The sequence below is a fragment of the Porphyromonas pasteri genome (assembly GCF_014647755.1).
GTDB lineage: Bacteria > Bacteroidota > Bacteroidia > Bacteroidales > Porphyromonadaceae > Porphyromonas > Porphyromonas pasteri.
In genome coordinates, this window is the sequence record NZ_BMPU01000009.1 from 1 (window position 1) to 553 (window position 553).

1 rRNA gene is annotated in these 553 nt (G+C 49.4%); it reads right to left on the bottom strand.

Features of this window, described 5'->3' with window-relative positions:
* Window positions 1–553, bottom strand: a 23S ribosomal RNA gene (locus IEX77_RS08440); the annotation flags it as partial.

Below are 553 nucleotides of genomic sequence, written 5' to 3' on the forward strand. Positions count from 1 at the left end.
TTGCCTAGTTCCTTAACCGCGAATCACTCGAGCGCCTTAGTATACTCAACCCAACCACCTGTGTCGGTTTGTGGTACGGGTAATCATGCAATATGCTTAGCGGATTTTCTTGGGAGCACCGTTACAGTTGTCCATATCTCCTTGTGCAAGCACTCAGAGTACTGTCAGGTTCGGATCTCCGAGCGGATTTGCCTACTCAGATCAACTCCTACACCCTTCAACCAACTATTCCGTCAGTTGGCAGGACCGTCACATCTCCGTCTCCACATCGCTCACATAATTAGTACCGGAATATTAACCGGTTCTTCCATCGGGTCCGCCGTTCGGCTGCCCCTTAGGCCCCGACTAACCCTGATCCGATTAGCGTTGATCAGGAAACCTTAGTCTTTCGGCGAGGAGGTTTCTCACCTCCTTTATCGTTACTTATACCTACATTTGCTTTTCTAGAAGCTCCAGCAAGAGTTGTCCTCTCACCTTCAGCGCCGCTAGAATGCTCCCCTACCGATGTTTACACATCCCACAGCTTCGGTAAATAGCTTATGCCCGATTATTA